Origin of the sequence: Runella sp., assembly GCF_965279615.1 — a bacterium.
Classification (GTDB): domain Bacteria; phylum Bacteroidota; class Bacteroidia; order Cytophagales; family Spirosomataceae; genus Runella.
The window spans coordinates 2309438-2327021 of sequence record NZ_OZ257252.1 but is presented as its reverse complement, the minus strand read 5'-3'; the positions used below and the strand labels follow the sequence as shown (position 1 = coordinate 2327021).

The following is a 17584-nucleotide window of genomic DNA, read 5'->3' as shown; positions in this document are numbered from 1 at the left end:
ATTAAGGTGGTTGCTTATTTTGGTAGGGAACAGTGTATATTGAACTGAGTTCTACTTAAAACACACAAATTTATTTTCTATTTCGATGAAAAACCGAATATTTTGAAATTTTCTCAAAAAATTAACCGGATGTTAAAATAGAAGCCCTTCGCTGCCGGCACTTACTTGTCTCTTATATTTGCAGTATGAAAATAGATGAACGCCTATCATTTAACCCTGCCCATAAAAAGACTATTGGGCTGACTATCAGCCTTATTCCTGTTGTTATCTACTTTTTATTATTGCTTCGTTACAGTTATAATTTCCCTTTTTATGATGATTATATCGCCGTTTTAGAGGCGATTTCCCGTTGGCAACATGCCTCTTCCTTTAACGAAAAGTTATCGTTATTAGTTGAACAACACAACGAACATCGAATAGTATATATCCGTTTTGTCTCATTGGTAGATTATTTTTTACGGGGAAGTGTGCATTTTACCGATTTGATATGGTGTGGAAATATCAGCCTACTGTTAGTAATTTTCTTACTCTATAAAAGTGCAAAACCGTTCAGTGAACTATCTGTGTGGTGGCTATTGCCCGTCGTGTTGTTGATATTTCAGTTCCAATCTTGGGATAATACTTATTGGGGAATGGCTTCATTGGCCAATTTCGGTATTCATGGATGGGTTATTTCGGCCTTGTATTTGGCTTCCCGTCGTGAACCTTGGGCGTGGTTGGGAGCTATCATTGCTTCTTTATTGGCGCTCGGTACCATCGGCAGCGGGTTGTTTTTAGTGCCCGTTGTATTGGCCGTTTGGGGTGTTCAGAAACGTTACCGTGAATTGGTATTAGGAACGGTCGTACTCGGAGTTGCAGTGCTACTGTATTTTAAAGGGTATCAGCAACCCGAAGGATATCCATCCATTACTCAAACATTGAAGCATGCTGATTGGGGACAACTGCTGCTTTTCTGGGGGGCATTTCTGGGCTCAAATGCTTATCACCCTACCGTGGCCTTTGTAGCTCCTTTGCTTGGATGGTGTGGTATCGGGTGGTTTCTGGTACTTACCTTTCGGTTGTATTTTCAAAAAAATCCGGTCTTGTACGGAATATTGGGTTTTTTGGTACTTACGGCCTTAGCGGTTGCACTGAATCGGTATGGACCGGGTATCCGGGGTGCTTATCCATCGCGCTATCGGATGAATTCCTCGTTGTTTCTGGCTGTTTCTTACCTAACCATGGTTGATTTTGTAGCGCCTGCCCGGAAAAAAAGGCTGATTGGCGCTGCCGTTGCGGCTACATTTGCTCTGTACTTACTATCTGTCGCTGCGTATTTGCCTCGAATCAAAAATAACCTTGAATTCCGGATGGCGGATAATTGGTTGCATCAGCATGAATTACCCATTGCAGGAAGTTACCGTCTGAAAGATACCAATGAGATGCTGAAGAAATTTGTGAAGGAAGGTTTGTTTGTTCCTCCCCTTTTGCCCAAGGATCTATTTGAACATTCGGTGGAAAGAAAGCAACTTAATGTCGGCCTTCCCGTTGCTGCGGATACTTCTGCAAAAAATAGTGAGGCAGAATATGATATTGACTGGATAAAAATCGTTGACAATCAAGTGGTCATTCGGGGTTGGGTACGTTTTAAAAAAACGGGTTTATTCCTCAAAGAAGCGTACATTTTTGTCAATAATGAGAAAGGCTATCCTACTTTATTTCAGAAGCGGTACGATCTATTTGACAAATACCATGACGTTCGCTACCAGGATACGGGTTTTTTAGGGGTAATACCACTTAGTGAATGGCCAAGATCAACCAACAAATGGCACCTGTTGGCAGAAGCATATAAAGGTCAACGTATTTGGTTATCCCCGAAATAACTATTTTTGCGATGCGCCCCGGCAAATGGGCATGATGTTTGTCAATCCTTAACCAATCAGCACCTAACTACATAACACTTAATTACTTCTTTACTAATGAAAAAATCCTTTAATTTCAAAGCTCTGTTGCCTCATTTATTGGTGGTTTTGGGTTTTGCAGTCCTTTCCATCGTGTACATGAGCCCGGTGCTCAAAGGGAAAACCCTCATTCAAAATGACCCTTTACAGGCAGCGGCGGCCTCTCGCGAAGCGTCGGATTTTTTTAAACAAACAGGTGAATGGACGGGATGGACCAACAGTACATTTGGCGGAATGCCCACGTATTTTATCTGGGGACACCATTCGCGCGGTATTTTGATCCCGATGGGGTCTGTGATCAACCAATTGGGGCAGGGGGGCTATATTTTCTTTTATTTGTTGGGGTTTTATATACTTTTATTGGCGCTTGAATGCGGTTTGCTGACAAGCGTTTTGGGTGCCATTGCCTTTGCCTTTTTTTCCTATAACATCCAGATCATTGAAGCAGGGCATATTTCCAAGGTACAGGCGCTGGAGTTTGCTCCCATTATGATCGCGGGTGTGATTTGGGCTTACCGAGGTCGAAGTTGGATAGGCGCTGCGGTATTCAGCCTTGGATTAGGGCTGGACCTTTGGGCCAACCACGCTCAGATCACCTATTATTCGGGCATCATCATCGCCATCTTTGCCATTTTCGAAATTGTGCGAGCCATTCGCCAAAAGAAACTTTCTTCGTTTATTACTTCCAGTGTGCTATTAGCGGTTATGGGAGTTTTGATCGTGGCCAACAATACATCAGTGCTTTGGACAACGTTGGAATATACCAAAGAGACCATTCGCGGCAAATCGGAATTGAGTCCCAAACCGGGCGAAAAAAGTACCAGTGGCGGCCTTGATCGCGATTACGCTTTTGGTTGGAGCTACGGAAAACTCGAATCATTGACACTGCTTATTCCTAACTTTTCAGGCGGCTCATCAGGCGGGGAATTGGATGAGAAATCAGAATCTTATAAAGCCCTCGGGCGCTATAATATTCCGCCTGAAACGGCCTCTCAGTTTGTGCGTTCGCTGCCTACGTATTGGGGTGATCAGACGTTCGTGGGCGGTGGTATCTATTCAGGAGCCATTATTTGTTTTTTGTTTATATTGGGTCTTTTCCTTGCCGACAATCGGTATAAATATCCTTTTGTGGTTGCGTTTGTTTTCTTCCTGTTTGTGTCATGGGGGAAAAACCTGGCCATTCTCAATTATACACTTTTTGATTATTTCCCAATGTTCAATAAGTTTCGGGCGGTGAGTATGGCGATGTCGTTGGTGCAATTGTGTGTTGCGGTCATTGCGGCGTTGGGCGTGAAAAATTTGCTGGAAAACAAACCCGATTGGGAACAGTTGAAACGCCCTTTTTTCATTAGTTTGGGACTGACCGGCGGTGTGGCTTTATTATTTGCGTTGGTGCCCGGCCTGTTTGATTTCAGAAGTGAGAATGATCCTCGATTTATTGAAGGGCTAACGCAGCAATTTGGCAATAATAAGGCCGCAGCCAACGAAATTTACAACGCATTGTTGGCTGATCGAAGCGATATGCTGCGCTCAGATGCTTTCCGAAGTTTCTTTTTTATCCTCCTTGGTGCGGGTGTTGTGTGGGCTTACGCTACCCAAAAACTGAAGAATGTAACCGCCGTTGCCGGTATTTTGGTAGGGCTTACTTTGATTGATATGTGGGCTGTAGACCGTCGTTATGTAAATACTGACAGTTTCCAACAAAAGTATTATTCGTACGATGAACTGTTTCAGCCCAGCGCGGCCAATCAGCAGATCTTACAGGATACTGATCCCGATTACCGCGTTATTGATCTGACAACCAATCCATTGATGGATGCGCGCCTTTCCTATTTTCATAAATCACTGGGCGGTTATCACGGAGCTTCTCTGCGACGCTATCGCGAAGTAATGGATGCGCAATTGAGTAAGAATACAATGGCGGTCTACAATATGCTTAATACCCGCTATTTTATCGTGCCCGGACAAGACGGCCAACCAACGGTACAAAAAAACCCCGAAGCATTAGGAAATGCGTGGTTTGTAAAAGAAGTGAAACAGGTAAACAATGCTGACGAAGAATTGAAAGCTTTGGATACCTTTAACCCGCGCCAAACAGCACTTGTCGATAAGCGTTTTGCTGACCAGTTGAAAACCGTGACGCCTCAACCGGATACAACCGCTACTATTCGATTGACGGAGTATAAACCAAATCATTTAACGTATGAATCAAATTCACCAACGACACAAACTGCCGTTTTCTCCGAAATATATTACCGGGGCGGAATTGATTGGAAGGCGTTCGTGGATGGTCAGGAAACGCCGCATTTCCGCGCTGATTATATTCTTAGAGGGATGATCGTCCCCGCAGGAAAACACAAAATTGAGTTTAAGTTTGATCCGCCTGCGGTTAAAACAGGCCGTCAGATTGATCGAATTGCGGCGGTGGCTTGGGTGTTGCTGTTTGCAGGAGCTATTTTTATGGAATATCGCCGTAAGCCTTCCAAAGAGGCCTAAACGAAAAAGAGCCAAATTAGAAAGGGAGTTCGGTCAATGGCCCGGATTCCCTTTTTTATTTCGGGCATAAATGCGCACATCTTCCAATTCTTCCTTTAGCGTATAGTTATCAGAAATGTACTTTGCCAACGTCGGGAAACGTTCATGTCCGTATTTGGTTCGGTCACTGATCCAAATGGCTTTTTCGCCAACGGCATCTACAAATACGGGAGGCTGAGTTCGCTTTAGATCGTTGAGATACCGTTGGAGGTAAACAGGTTGCAAAGGCTGCGCAAGAGCACTTCGGGTGGTGTGGTTCTCGTTGACGGCCTGCGGCATTTGGGTAAGTACGTAAAAAGAGCACGACCAGCCCCATACCGCCAAATAATCGCCTTTTTGCCCATATTTGAGAATAGTATCAGCGACTTTTTTGTTGCTGACATCTTCTTTTCGAGGTAAATACGTGTAAGTATTGGTTGGCTGATCGAGCATTGTTTTCTGTAACAAAACGATCAAAAAACATATTTGTGTAGAAAGCACAAACCATTTTCCCCACGATGGAAGGTGCTTTAAAAACAAACTCATCAGCAACAAAAAGGGTAGCAATAAAAAGTGATCATAATGGTCGTAGAAGCTTCCCGTGCGCGTAATGGCTACATCGGCCATGACCAAATAAGCAAGAATCATTGCCCAAAAGTAAGAATCCGTAGATAGCAGGCGAATGCCTTTTTTACGATAAAAGGAAAATAAAACGAAGAGAAAGGTTACTAAACAGAAAGGTAAGAAAAGCCATTCAAAGCCACTACCACCCCGAATGATGACCCACGGAAGCCGGAAAAAATTAAGCAGAGGGCTGCGGGTATTGGTTGCAGCCAGCGCATCTGTATATTGAAAATTGGCTTTAATGTAAAATAATATAAAATCATCCAAGACCTTATTTTTCCAAAGGAACAGGCTCCAACCTGCCCACACTGAAAGAACACTTCCTGCAAGGATTGCCCCATAACGAATCGCTTTGGTTTTCCGGAATAAGAAAATTTGAAAAAAAGCAAAAACGCCTATTACAAAAGCCATAGGCAACACCTGAATTTTGCAGAGCGGAAGCAATCCGAGGAGAATGCCAAAGACGATAAGTTCGACGATAGTAATGGCTTTAACGTATGACCAACGGGCTAAGAAACAGAGACTTGCACTCAATAAAATCATGCATGTGATTTCGCTGTAAAGACTAACGAAATCCGCTAATTGAATAAAACTCAGAAAGGCAATAAATGGAAGCATGGCCCACTGAACGGTAGTTTTCAGGTTCAAAAAAATCGCTGATTTGTATACCAAAAACAACGAAATCAATGTAAGCAACCATCCCACCAAGTGCGCCAAGTGAAAATTGAGTGTAAAGCCTAATTGCGCTAATGCTGCCAATAAGTAACTCGTTAAGGGGCCGCCCGTAGTTGGATCAACGGACTGATAAATGATGGGATCAACCGCCAGCGTAATTCCCTGCGTCAATGCCTGACTTTCATCGGGGTCGAGTTCGTAATTAAACAAAAAAACGGGCAATCGCATTAAACCGGTCAGCACCACAACCACCGTAAAAAACAGCCAATCCTGAAGTGGGCGCTGTCGAAGTAAAAGCCAAACGCTGAAAATTCCTATAAACAAATGTCCCGCCATCCAAAAATAGGTCGGAGATTGATCAAATTGAATCCAACGCAGAAGCATACAGGAGAATGTTTTGCAGAATTGAAAAGAAGTTAGGTTTTAATCCTTGCGTAGACTCTAACCCCGTTGATGGTTGCTTTAAGGGCATAATGAGTTGCAATGTAATGGGCCAACTCAGGATAATTTTGATGGCCGTATTTGTCAGGGTCATCCATCCATAAGGTGGTTTTGGTCATAGCATCAACAAACACCGCCGGCTTGGTACGCATGATGTCGCGTACGTAGCGTTGATAATAGGTTTTTTGAAGCGAGTGTTCCATCGCACTCCGAACACTGTGATTTTCATTGACTCCCTGCGGCATTTGTGTTTCTACATAATATTGACAATCCCAACCCCACACTACCAGGTATTCGCCGGGCTTTGCGTATTTGAGGATTTCGCGGCTTACAGGACTGAACTCTGCTTCGTCAGAAAAATTGGTTGGGTATTTGTTAATTCCCGTTCTTGTTACGGTTCCAACTGCAAAATAGAAAAAATATACTCCCTGGGTTATCATAATCAACCAACCCCACTGGGAAGGAAGTCGGCGGAGGAAAAAGCCCATGAGGAGGCAGCAAGGGACGATAAAGAAAAGGAAATGGTGAGGGTAAAAACTGCCCGTTCTGATCACCGTGGCAATGACCGCTACAAAATAAATGCCAACGAGAACCCAAAAATAATGCTTGGATGACAGTGTTTTCCAAAACGTTTTTTTTGAAAAAAGGTAGAATAAATACCCCAATCCTGAAAGGATGAAAGGCAAAAAGAAATATTCGAGTCCTTTGCCAAGGGTGTAGACAATCAGAGGAAACGTTACCCATAAAGTAATTGCCGGCTTGGGGGCATCGGCACCAAAATTTCTTTTCAGCAGGGCATTGGCCTTGATATAGTAAAAATAAAAATCTTCCAACATTCCGTAGCTCCACAGATGGGCTAGCCATACTCCCCAAACGCCGATTACGCCCAGAGTAAGCACTGCTGCATAAACGAAAAACTTGGGTTTATGATAGGCGTAAATGAAGTAAAGGCTGCCTGCCCCCAGCACAAATGCCAATGGAATAGCCTGAATTTTACACAATACGATGAGTGCGGTGGAAACGCCAAAAACGATGAGTTCGCCGAAAAGAACCTTTTTACGTTGGTCCCAACGGGACATTAAATATACATTCAGACTCAAAAATACGATGGCGATACTTTCACTGTAATAATGCAGATAGTCTTCATCCTGCACAAAACTGACAAAGGCCGCCGCCGGCAATAAGGCCAATTGGGCATTTACACCTAATTGAAGCCGTTTGAGTGACTTATAGATCAATGTCAGAGAAATAAACGTAAGGACCCAACTAAGAAAATGAGCTAGCCGAAAATCAAGTTTAACTCCCAAAAAGTATAAAAAAGTAAGCAAAGAACTGTTGATCGGGCCACTCGTGGTAGGGTCGACTGAACGGTAAAAAATAGGGTCGTAGGCCAACGTTAACCCTTGCGCCAGTAGCTGACTTTCATCGGGGTTGAGGGGTAAATTATACACAAAAGCAGGAAAACGCATAAGTCCCGTAACAACGCCGATAACAACTAAAAAAAGCCAATCAGAAAAAGGTTGTTGCCGACGAATGAGCTGAAAACTTACTATGCCTAATGCTAAGTGGCAAAGCAACCACCAAATAGTGGGAGAGGTATCAAAATAAATCCAATGCGTTGGCGTCATAAAAAGAGGTAATACAACCGAATAGAATAAGGTAGATTTTGTGATTGCTCGCAAAAATAAGAATTTATTCAGGGTTTAATGCGGGTGAAAAGAACATTGAAGAATCTCCACCCGGTTAAAAAATATGTAGGGGCAGGCCTTGCGTCTGCCCTTTTTGCGTTGGTGGTTTCGCGGTTATCGGGCAGACGCAAGGCCTGCCCCTACACATTAACAAAAAAGACAGACCTAACGTCTGTCTTTTTTTGTTTCTACCTATTTCTAAACGCAATTAATTGGGTTTCAAACGTGTAGGGGCAGGCCTTGCGTCTGCCCAAAATTACCTCGCTCCAACAAATTTAAAAACCTAATCCTATCGCCATGCCACGCACGGTTGGGTTGCCTTGCAGGGATGAGCCTCCTGTGGCGGCACCTGTGGTCAGATTGATGGTATACACTTTCGTGATTCCGCCCACACGGAGCAACGCATAAGCAGCATTGCTGGCTCCGCCGATGTCAAATCCATTGGCACTTTCCACTTCCATACCCAATGAACCTACCAAGTTTAGAGTACCGTTGTTAGGGGGATTTTGCGTATAAAGCATAGCATTGCTGCCAACAGGAGTATCAATATCGTATAATGTAGTGGTCGCTGTGCCGGCAAAATTATTGGAATAAGCCGCCGCTGTAATCGTGGCTGATACAATGCTTAGGTCTGTATCCGCAGTATTGAGAGCTCCCGTTAACGGGCTTATTCGTAAATTCTGCCGTGTATTGCTGACAATCCGAATAAGGTCAGGCACGGGATTGAAATCAAAACCGAAACTTGTTCCTGATAGGGCGGGAGTGAAGGGGCCTGAACCTAAAGCCGTAGCAGTATAAGTGGCAGTGTTGGCGGCATTGACCGTAAGCGTATAAATTCTGCTCGTGCTGCCAAGGGCGTACAGCTGACCGTTGGAAGGACGGAAATCAATTCCTAAAATGTTTTCGCCGACCTGTAATCCCATGATCGTTTTGGTTGTTGGAGCAATGGGAGAAGCTGCCATTGGATTGAAAATGAGCAAATTGTTAGCATCATTGATAGCATAAGCAACGGGTTCCGTTGGGATGGCAATACCAATAATGTTGGCCGGTAAATTGCCCAATTTCTGGAGTTGGCCCGTGGTAAGATTTACCTGATTTAATTCTGACTGCCCTAAAATAGTTACGGCGGCAATAGCATCTCCATTTGGAGAAATATCAAATCCTGCTGTTCCGGTAATGTCAATTCCAAGTGAACCTACAAATTCCAGTGTTCCGTCATTAGGCGGATTTTGTTTGTAAAGTCGGTCGTTGACAGGATCAATATCGTATAAAGTAGTGCTCGTCACTCCTGCTTTATTGTTGGTGTAAGCTACTGCCGTGATCATCGCTCCGGCGGCTCCGTTGATGGAACCATCTACTAAGGCTACCGCGCCCGTTTCAGGGTGCAGGCGCAGGTTTTGACCTGTATTCGTGACCAAACGAATGCGGTCTACGGTTGGGTTAAAATCAAAGCCGATCATGCTGCCGTTCAAGGCCGAGCTCAATGGACCCGTGCCAATGGCGCGGGCGGCACCTGATGTAGGATTAATGACGTACAAACGACTGTCGCTGCCGATGCCGTACAATTGACCCGTGGCGGGACGGAAATCAATGGCCAGAATTTTTTCTCCTGTGGGCAATCCCGAAATGGTTGCTGTTGCCGTTGGACTGCTTGTGGTCCGTACGTTGATCAACATTAATTGGTTGTTGTCATTGAGCGCATAAAACGATACATCGGGTAATGTCAGAGGAGCAGGCGGTAACCGGTGGTCAGTGCACGAATTAAGCGTGAGCAGTGAAGCCACGACGGCAATGACAAACAATCGTAGATGTTTGACGTGGAGCATAGTTGTAAGTTGTTAACAGTGTTAGTAAGAGAAATTTTAACAACCGTACCTACGTAGAAAACCAAACCCCGGATTGAGCAAAAAGGATGGAAAAAAGCAGAGAATTGCTTCGTAAAGCACTTTTACTTCAAACAGTATGATGAATTATATTGGCAAATAAAAGGCTTAGAAAGGAATGAGTTTAGTAAAATGCCTGAACAAAGTAAAGAATAGCGTTTTTTTTTATGACGGTTACGGATTATTTTTTTACCGTAACCGTCATAAAAAAAACAAACTTTATTAATAAATCTCAACCGCAGAAATTACCGGAGATGCTTTAGCAGCGGTAATGGTCACGCGGATTTTGTTTGTTTGCACAGGCGCTAATTTTAAAATACGCTTGTAGCCGATGGTAGTAGCTTGGGCTACTTTCTGCCAAGCACCATTTTGCCATGCTTCTACCTCAAAAGCCTTAACGCGCTGCCCTAAGGCAATGTATTCTTTGAGGGTTACGTATTTCACGGTTTGGGTCTTTCCCAAATCAATTTCCAGACTTCCCGTAGTTACATCGTCGTTGGTGGCCCAGTAGGTTTCTTTATTGCCATCCGTAACATTACCTGCCGCGTAATTAGCCGCGTTTCCACGGAATGAATTGGCTTTTACTTTGGCGTTAGCGGCCAAGTTAGTTTTAAATTCACGGTCAATCATCGCCCGCCATCCCTGTAATGCTTTTACGTCATTTTCATGGATCAATCCCCGGCGGTCGGGCGGAACATTGAGCAGGAGCGTTGAGCCACGTCCTACGGAGGTCAGGTAAATGTCAAACAGATTTTCGGGCGTGCGTACTTTTGCATCTTCTTTGGCGTGATAAAACCAACCCGGACGAATCGACACGTCAACTTCAGCAGGTATCCATTGAGTGCCGTCTTCTGCACCGGTGTTCAAGAGCTTTTCAATACCGCCTTTGCCGGCAAACAGGGTATCGGGGGTAATGCTGTTCCAATTGGTTTCGCCCGCTACTCCGCGCTCGTTTCCTACCCAACGCACGCCCGGGCCGGCATCGCTGAAAAAGATGACGTTAGGTTCCATCTTACGAACTAAATCAAGTGTAGTCGGCCAATCATAGTACGTAGAACCTTGAATTCGGCGTTTTTCGCGAGCACCGCCATAATAGCCATCGCCGCCGTTGGCGCCGTCAAACCACATTTCAAAGGCGGGGCCGTAGTTGGTAAATATTTCTTTGAGTTGATTGCGATAATATTCTACGTAGCCGGGTTTGCCGTATTCGGGGTGGTTGCGATCCCAAGGCGATAAATAGACTCCGAACTTCAAACCGTATTTTTTGCAGGCATCGGCCACTTCTCTGACAATATCGCCTTTCCCGTTTTTGTAAGGGCTGTTTTTGATAGAATGTTCGGTATACTGACTGGGAAATAAGCAAAATCCGTCGTGGTGTTTACAGGTTAGAATGGCTCCTTTGAAGCCCGCATCTTTGAGTGTTTTTATCCACTGATCCACATCGGTTTGAGTAGGATTGAAAATAGACGGTTTCTCGTCGCCATAGCCCCATTCCAAATCCGTAAATGTATTGGTAGTAAAGTGAATAAATGCATTTTGCTCCATTTCATGCCAGCCCATTTGTGCTTTTGAAGGAGTAGGCCCAACGGGCTTGGGAGGTAGCACATCAGGGACTTTCAGCACTACGTGCTTTACTTTTTTGCGCTCGTGCGTATAGGTAATATGGACCAATCCGTCGGTAGTTTGAATGACGGCCGGATAGCTGAATTCTCCCTTGCCTTCGTCTTCCAAGATATAAATGTCCTGCCAGTTGATCCCGTCTTTGGAGGCTGCTACACGCAATTTATTGCGCCCGTTTTGCCAATCTTTGCCGCGTATCAGCGGATTGTAGATCAAAATCTGAGTGCCGTTTTTGAGTGTTACGGCATCTGTTCCTGAATTAGGATTGGGAAGAGTGGTTGCGCTTACCGGGCTCCAGGTTTTGCCGCCGTCATTCGACCATGTTTGTACTACCACATTCTGTTTACTACGACACAGCAACTGCATTTTACCGTCAGGATAGGTCAAAATGCTGGGCTGAATGGCACCGAAATCGCCGTTATCAATGTTGATTTTTTGCCAATTATTTCCTTCTTTATCTGTTTTCTCCAAATGCACATGCCAAATGCCTCCCGTCACACTTTCAGTGCTGGTTGGGTGTAAAATAGTGCCGTTGGAAAGTTGGATGGGCTTGTTTTTGATAGGGCCCAACATACCATCGGGCAGCTTTTCGGGTGCCGACCATGTTTTCCCGTTGTTGGTCGAAGAGCGCACCATCCCCCACCATTCGCGCGGATTAGGCCCCACTTTGTAATAAAGCATGAGCTTTCCTTCTTTGGTTTTGAACAAAACGGGGTTCCAGCAGGGATACCGTTTCGTGGCATCAATGATGCCATCGGCCATTTGTTTCGGTTGACTCCATTTCCCTTTTTGGTATTCTGACAGCCAAATAGTTACGTCGGGTTTTCCTTCGGCAGTGCCGCCAAACCATGTAGCCATCATGTGTTGATCGCCCAGTTGTACAATACTTGAAGCATGGCAGGAAGGTACGGGCGGATTGTCAAAAATAAATTCCTCTTTGACCAACACAACCGCAGGGGTCTGCGCAAAAAGTGTGGTACTTACAAAAGCAGATAGAAGAAAAAAGAATGATTTTAGATTCATAATGTAAGGGTTGGGAACTGGAAGATTGTAAACTGAAAAATGTAAAACTGAAAAATTATAAACCGAAAAATGTAAAACAAAGAGCAACCGTCGTCCCACAATGTAAAACTCACAATCGGAATTTCGAGATAGTGTGAAATTAGGAAAAGGTAAAATTAAAAAATTTTAAAAAGTAAAAACAAAAAATATCAGCCGATTCACTTAAAAGTGCCGACAGATAAATTTACCGGTGAAAATGAAAGAAGATTTTGTGGCCTATATACTAAAAAGCGGAAGAGTAAAGTAATAAAACAGGGTTGTCTTAACAATTACCATCGTTTTTTTACCCCTACATATCCCCCAAAAGTTTGAGGAAACAAGGCTCCATGATCAAGCGCGGCAGAACCGATCAAGGTCAGCCCTTTTACTTTAGGAAGAATGATTTGCGCGGAAAGCAGATGAGAAAATTGCTGCAAGGCAGGCGTATAAATATAAGAGAACGATCCAAAATTTTGGCTGAATGAGCTGCGCGTGGTGATATTTACGTTGTTACCAAGCGTCCAGGCACTTCCGACGTACCAAACCTTTAGCTGATTATTTGGAAAAAAGAAACCCTTAAAACGGTCCTGTACTTCGGTTTTCAGCGTTGAGCCGGGAGCTATAAAGGGAGTGCCCAACGTATGTTTCAGATAAGACCAGCCTTCAATGTATTGGCCGTGATTAAAATAATTGTCGGTGCCTTGGTACTGCGCAGAAGGATCAAAAACGGCCCCGCTTTGATTAAGTGTTGATAAATATTCAATGGTTAATTTGTTGATTGACAGTATGTTTTCTTTGGTATTTTTTTTTCTTGAAATGCTGATCCCGGTCAATCCATCGGGGAAATTCTGAAATGCCAATCCTGATGCATCTTCGTAAATGTGTTGATGGTAAAGCAAAAATCTGTACGATTTTTGCTGCCACTCCAAGGCAAAATCATAACTTCCTAAGTGGTTACCAATACGATTGGTACCGTCGAAAACGGTGTAGCGGTCGTTGCTGAGGTCGTCGGGATAACGACCTGTGATGAGCGAAATATAGTCACGAAACGTAGAAGGTAATTGACCGTTTTGAGCCAGCAACGTTCCCTTCAAATAATCAGCTTTCCCACCCCATTGCACCTGATGATTTAGGCCCGCGTAGAATCGAAGCGCCCAATGAGGTTTGCCGAAACGCAGATAAATTGTCTTTTGATGGAGATAAGCACCCTGAATATAAGGCACTGTAAACCACCCATGAGCGTAGCTTGCTTTAAAGGACAGAATGCTTTTTAGGAATTTAAGCGGCACATAATCAATGGTTTGCAATTGGATCTTTGGAAAAGGCATTGCATTGCCCGACCACGCCACAAAACCCGACGTCAGCGTGCTGTCTCCTAAGCCAAAAATCTCACGACGATTGCCGCCTGAGAGTTCAAAAGGACCTAGCTTTACTTTCACATACAGGTCAGGCCACCAAATTTTGTTGTTATTTTCGGTTACATTGAACACTCCATTAACCCCAAATCCCCAATCAAAGGCAGATTTTAGGGTTGTATCAGTGCGGTACTGACGACTCATGCCCATCCGCGCCGTGCCAAATTTGCTTTCTAAGGGAATAATGCCGTATTGATTGGTTCGTAACCAAAAAGGTGTTTGTGAAGAAGTAGCGACAACGCCACCCAATTCAAGTTGATAACTATAGGCGCTTACTTTCTGCACAGACTGTGTTCGAGCCGCTTGGGAAAAAAGACCGACGGTTGCTGCCAATAAGTAGCGTAGCTTCATATAGTTGTGAGAGAGGGTCTAAAACTGTCAATACATACGTGGCAAATGAGGGTTTTAGACGTATGCATTGGACAATTTTATAATGTTAGCTTAGAGTAAAAACCGAAAAATGATGAATGTAAAACTGAAAAATGTAAAAGGATACAAGCAGTCGCGTGGCTCTGCCGCGTGACGGTTATTAAAAGGCCTCCGGCCTGAATGTTTGTAACGGACGGAAATTGTAGAGGGAATTTTAGTACTTGACCCTTAAATGCGGTAGCTCGGGCGGCAACGGTATCAGTTCGCCTTCGCCATCAATGCGGGGAAAAACATCTTCTTTCCAGTCTTTCTTTGCCTTTTCGATGATTTCCTGACTCGTCGCTACAAAATTCCAGTAGATGAAACGTTCTTCGGGAAAAGGTTCTCCGCCGAAGATATAAATGGTTGTGTTGGCATGGATGACAAACTCACACAGTTGACTGTTTTTGGCAACCAAGATGCGTTTGGGTTCGTAAGTATTGCCTTCGCTTTCAATGCTTCCTTCTAAAATATAGAGGCCTGCTTCCCCAAACAATTCATCCCCAAGACGGATGGTTTTTGTGGTAGGGCTTTTAATTTCCAAAAAGAATAATTTGCTGTAAACCGGTACGGGTGATTTGTGTCCAAATGCCTCACCTGCAATTAGTTTATATGAAACACCATCAGTTTCCCAAGCGGGAATTTGGTCGGCTTCTGCGTGGTAAAAAGCGGGAGGCATGTCTTCCAACTCTTTGGGCAAAGCCACCCAAATTTGAAGTCCATGCAGTTTTTTGTCTGAATGGCGTAAGTACTCGGGCGTACGTTCAGAATGCACAATTCCTTTGCCGGCGGTCATCCAGTTGACTTGATTTGGAAAGATTTCGATAGCCGTCCCCAACGTGTCACGGTGCATAATGGCTCCTTCAAACAGGTAAGTGAGGGTTGAAAGTCCAATGTGGGGATGTGGTCCTACATCGATATTTTGGTGTTCTTTGAGGAGGGCAGGACCCATGTGGTCAATAAAAATAAAGGGCCCAACCATCCGTTTCCCCCGAAAAGGAAGCAAACGGCCTACCAGAAAATTGCCAATGTCGGCAGGCCGTTCCTCAATAATCATGTTGATGTTTGACATTGTCGTTGGCGTTATGTTAAGAAAGAACGTCTTGCCATTCAGGAGTTCTCTGAAACGTAGCATTGGCAAAAGGGCACAGAGGAATTACTTTCAGATTATTATTCCTTACAAAATCAACCAATTCTGATTGCAGCTTTTTTCCAATGCCTTGCCCTTGTAGCGACTTATCCACTTCGGTATGATCGATGATGATCTTATCGTCTCCTGATTGAACGTACGTCATGGCGGCCAATCGTTTGCCCTCCGATTCGTAGTAGAAATAACCTCCTTTTTCGGTTTGTTTATGCTTGAACTCTCCCATGAACCGGTTGTTTTTTAAAATGTATGAAGACGCGAATATAGGCCATATTGTGAATAAATGATGTATTCGTCTTTGGTGACTTTTCAGCCAAGGTATTCCAAAATGGTGCAATGTTGTTCGAAAGCTATGCGAGCCGGAATTGCAGTGATGGCGTGCCGGGCCGGGTTGTGAGCAACCCTCTGCACGGAGAGTTTGGCCCTGTGTGGAGAGCGGTCACAACCCGACCCGGCCGGTAACCGGATACCGGCATACTGTTTCAACTATCCTAGCCAAAGCACTTAACTATTAAAATGCATTGATTTACAGATAGATATAGTGCATAATTGCGGTCGCTGAAGAAATAGTGCCAGCGACCGCAACTGCGTATTTATCGATTTGTTTTTGTTAGCTAACCGTAGATGTTAGTGTGCTTTTATCCAATCCAGAATGTAGTCCGCGTCTTCTTTCCAGGTAGGCTGTCCCAATACGTAGTGGTTACGGCCTTTAAATTCTTTGTAATCCGTAACAGAGCCCGGGGTATTGTATCTTTTGAAATTACGTAAATTCAGCGAAGCAGGGAGAATGTTGTCAATGCTGCCTGACGTAATTAGCAATGGTGCGTGAGGTTTGTTGAAATCCACTTTTGCGGCGCTTGACAGCCCATCTCTGGCTACTAACTTTGATTCAGGAATGGTATATTTTTCGTAAGAAGATTTCTGATCTTCCAACGACATCTCATTGGTAAAAGCGTACTGCCAATCACTCAGCGACATGAGGTACGTTTTCTTGGTGGAAGTAAAATAACCGAGGGCTTTCCAGCCGGCTTTCAAAAAGGAAAATTCGTAAGGAATAACGCCAAGCGGTGGCACGGGGTGAATAGCGATGCCGGCGGCTGCCAAGTCACGATTGACTAAAATCTGCGTGACCAACCCACCCAACGAGTGACCGATCAAAATGGGTTTTTCGGGTAATTTTTTGACAAAATCAGCGTAATGGTCAACCAATTCGCTCAATCGTAAGCCTGCCAAGTCGGTGTCGTTGGGTTGTCTTTCTCTTAATTCTTTGGCGGTTCCGTTTTTAAATGGCCAGGCAGGGGCAAATGTTTTGTAGCCTTTGCTTTCAAAATATGTTTTCCAGTCATCCCAACTGCTGTTGCTTACGAAAGCTCCTGTGATAAATACGACGGTTTTTGTTTTGATCGTTTTCATTGTCTTATTGATTAAAGTTTAAGTATCTGTTTGTGTTAAATGATGATACAAATGTCCGCCGTGCACGTGTCAAAAACTTTAACCCAAGTTAAAATCGATCATTTCCCCGAAATTCTTTTTCGAATGCGGCTGAGAGAAGGGCCTTGGATGCCCAGATAAGAAGAAATATGATAAAGCGGGATGGATTGCAATAGCTCAGGATGCTGTTGGGTCATTTCCAAGTAACGCTCTTCGGGTGTTTTAAAAAGAAAACCTTCGTTTTTATCCATGACGATATTGAAAGCATATTCGGCAATAAGCCGCCCGAAACGCTCCCATTGGTGCGATTTTTTGTAAAGAAGGGTCAGGTTTTCGATGCTGATCATCCAAATTTTGGCATCGGTCATGGCCTGTGTGTAGTACTTGCAGGGTGTTTGGGTAACAAAACTTTTATAAGAAGTAATTATCTGATGCTGAGTAAAGAAGAACATGTTTTTGTCATCACCCGTTTTGTCGTCGGTATAATAGGCTCTGAAAACGCCCTCTAAAATGAAACCCAAGTAGCGGCAAATGTTGCGCTGCTCGTTGTAAAAACTTCCTTTTTCGTAGGTCTTGTATTGCCAATAAGAGGAGGATAATTGGAAGTTTTCCTCGTCCATCTCTGCGAATTGGGACAGGGAATACTGGAGAATTTCTTTCTCGGTCATTGCTGGAAGAGGGTTTAGACTCTCCAAGTTAGAAGAAAAGAAGGGAATATAAAAGCGAGTGTTTGCTTGAAAAATAAGTTAGAGCTAAC

The 17584-nt window shown here is 44.1% G+C and carries 11 protein-coding genes; 2 read left to right on the top strand and 9 right to left on the bottom strand.

Translation table 11 applies throughout. From position 1 onward, the window contains the following. The first annotated feature begins 185 nt into the window (after window positions 1-185). Both ACQY73_RS10130 and ACQY73_RS10125 read left to right on the top strand, forming a co-directional pair. Window positions 186-1862, top strand: a complete 1677-nt coding sequence (locus ACQY73_RS10130; RefSeq protein WP_428665049.1) for a hypothetical protein — start codon at window positions 186-188, stop codon at window positions 1860-1862. A gap of 96 nt (window positions 1863-1958) precedes the next feature. Next, on the top strand, window positions 1959-4436 hold the full coding sequence (locus ACQY73_RS10125) for a hypothetical protein (RefSeq protein ID WP_428665046.1): 2478 nt from the start codon (window positions 1959-1961) through the stop codon (window positions 4434-4436). 33 nt (window positions 4437-4469) lie between these two features. On the opposite strand, the gene ACQY73_RS10120 is transcribed toward ACQY73_RS10125, so the two are convergent. The 9 genes from ACQY73_RS10120 to ACQY73_RS10080 form a co-directional block, all read right to left on the bottom strand. Further along, window positions 4470-6137, bottom strand: coding sequence for a hypothetical protein (locus ACQY73_RS10120; RefSeq protein WP_428665044.1), 1668 nt, complete (start codon window positions 6135-6137; stop codon window positions 4470-4472). A 32-nt stretch (window positions 6138-6169) separates the two neighbouring features. After that, window positions 6170-7822, bottom strand: coding sequence for a hypothetical protein (locus ACQY73_RS10115; protein ID WP_428665042.1), 1653 nt, complete (start codon window positions 7820-7822; stop codon window positions 6170-6172). A gap of 335 nt (window positions 7823-8157) precedes the next feature. Next, window positions 8158-9708 carry a DUF4394 domain-containing protein gene (locus ACQY73_RS10110; protein ID WP_428665039.1) on the bottom strand — a complete coding sequence of 517 codons (1551 nt, stop codon included), beginning with the start codon at window positions 9706-9708 and terminating at the stop codon, window positions 8158-8160. 279 nt (window positions 9709-9987) lie between these two features. Continuing rightward, window positions 9988-12408, bottom strand: coding sequence for an exo-alpha-sialidase (locus tag ACQY73_RS10105; protein ID WP_428665036.1), 2421 nt, complete (start codon window positions 12406-12408; stop codon window positions 9988-9990). 308 nt (window positions 12409-12716) lie between these two features. Beyond that, window positions 12717-14192 carry a capsule assembly Wzi family protein gene (locus ACQY73_RS10100; RefSeq protein ID WP_428665033.1) on the bottom strand — a complete coding sequence of 492 codons (1476 nt, stop codon included), beginning with the start codon at window positions 14190-14192 and terminating at the stop codon, window positions 12717-12719. A gap of 232 nt (window positions 14193-14424) precedes the next feature. Beyond that, a complete protein-coding gene (locus ACQY73_RS10095; protein ID WP_428665030.1) occupies window positions 14425-15321 on the bottom strand; it encodes a pirin family protein in 897 nt (298 codons plus the stop codon). Window positions 15322-15337: 16 nt separating this feature from the next. After that, window positions 15338-15622, bottom strand: a complete 285-nt coding sequence (locus tag ACQY73_RS10090) for a GNAT family N-acetyltransferase (RefSeq protein WP_428665027.1) — start codon at window positions 15620-15622, stop codon at window positions 15338-15340. Between the two features lie 401 nt (window positions 15623-16023). After that, window positions 16024-16809: an alpha/beta hydrolase gene (locus ACQY73_RS10085; RefSeq protein ID WP_428665024.1), complete on the bottom strand. Its 786-nt coding sequence runs from the start codon at window positions 16807-16809 to the stop codon at window positions 16024-16026. Between the two features lie 98 nt (window positions 16810-16907). Continuing rightward, window positions 16908-17495 carry a Crp/Fnr family transcriptional regulator gene (locus ACQY73_RS10080; RefSeq protein ID WP_428665021.1) on the bottom strand — a complete coding sequence of 196 codons (588 nt, stop codon included), beginning with the start codon at window positions 17493-17495 and terminating at the stop codon, window positions 16908-16910. Between the last annotated feature and the right edge of the window lie 89 nt (window positions 17496-17584).

Bases quoted from the DNA above. Each gene is read 5' to 3' on its own strand.
- ACQY73_RS10110 (WP_428665039.1), bottom strand. From the start codon at position 9,708: ATGCTCCACGTCAAACATCTACGATTGTTTGTCATTGCCGTCGTGGCT.
- ACQY73_RS10085 (WP_428665024.1), bottom strand. From the start codon at position 16,809: ATGAAAACGATCAAAACAAAAACCGTCGTATTTATCACAGGAGCTTTC.
- ACQY73_RS10115 (WP_428665042.1), bottom strand. From the start codon at position 7,822: ATGACGCCAACGCATTGGATTTATTTTGATACCTCTCCCACTATTTGG.
- ACQY73_RS10125 (WP_428665046.1), top strand. From the start codon at position 1,959: ATGAAAAAATCCTTTAATTTCAAAGCTCTGTTGCCTCATTTATTGGTG.
- ACQY73_RS10130 (WP_428665049.1), top strand. From the start codon at position 186: ATGAAAATAGATGAACGCCTATCATTTAACCCTGCCCATAAAAAGACT.
- ACQY73_RS10105 (WP_428665036.1), bottom strand. From the start codon at position 12,408: ATGAATCTAAAATCATTCTTTTTTCTTCTATCTGCTTTTGTAAGTACC.
- ACQY73_RS10120 (WP_428665044.1), bottom strand. From the start codon at position 6,137: ATGCTTCTGCGTTGGATTCAATTTGATCAATCTCCGACCTATTTTTGG.
- ACQY73_RS10090 (WP_428665027.1), bottom strand. From the start codon at position 15,622: ATGGGAGAGTTCAAGCATAAACAAACCGAAAAAGGAGGTTATTTCTAC.
- ACQY73_RS10095 (WP_428665030.1), bottom strand. From the start codon at position 15,321: ATGTCAAACATCAACATGATTATTGAGGAACGGCCTGCCGACATTGGC.
- ACQY73_RS10080 (WP_428665021.1), bottom strand. From the start codon at position 17,495: ATGACCGAGAAAGAAATTCTCCAGTATTCCCTGTCCCAATTCGCAGAG.
- ACQY73_RS10100 (WP_428665033.1), bottom strand. From the start codon at position 14,192: ATGAAGCTACGCTACTTATTGGCAGCAACCGTCGGTCTTTTTTCCCAA.